Origin of the sequence: Maribacter sp. TH_r10 (genome assembly GCF_033101095.1) — a bacterium.
GTDB classification, from domain to species: domain Bacteria; phylum Bacteroidota; class Bacteroidia; order Flavobacteriales; family Flavobacteriaceae; genus Maribacter_A; species Maribacter_A luteus.
Window position 1 is genome coordinate 1 of sequence record NZ_JAWMPY010000036.1, and the last position, 601, is coordinate 601.

General features: G+C 43.4%; 1 protein-coding gene. It reads right to left on the reverse strand.

Going from position 1 to position 601, the window contains the following annotated elements; translation table 11 throughout:
• Positions 1-601: 5-dehydro-4-deoxy-D-glucuronate isomerase (gene kduI, locus R3X28_RS19215; RefSeq protein ID WP_317666507.1), on the reverse strand; the 601-nt coding region annotated here is incomplete at both ends.

The following is a 601-nucleotide window of genomic DNA, read 5'->3' on the forward strand; positions in this document are numbered from 1 at the left end:
GACCATGGTGGGGAAATGACCGCTTGGTTGTTTTGCATCCAAATATGACGTGTTTCCTGGGGTTGCCCCATAAAATGGCATACGGATTGCCCTTCAGGTACATCCATATAAAAATAAACTTCCATCCTACGGTCATGAACATGTGCCGGCATGGTATTCCATACACTTCCTGTCTTAAGTTCCGTCATTCCCATTTGCAGTTGGCATGTGGTTACAATACCGCCTATGATCATCTGGTTCACCGTTCTATGGTTCGCCGTTTCCAGTGAACCCAATTCTAGTTTATTCGCCTCTTCCAAGCTAACTTTTTTCGTTGGATACGTTGTGTGGGCCGGTGCAGAGTTTATATAGAACATCGCAGGCTTTTTAGGGTCATCGCTTTTAAAGACAACATCTTTGGCTCCCATTCCTATGTACAAAGCATCTTTGTGCCCTAATTGATAAGATTCACCATCTATGTCAACACTTCCATTATCCCCTACATTAATGATTCCCATTTCACGTCTTTCCAAGAAAAAATCAGCTTTCAATGGGTCAATGGATTCTAATCTTAAAGGAGCTTCCGGAACTGCCGAACCGGCGATATACCGATCATAATGGG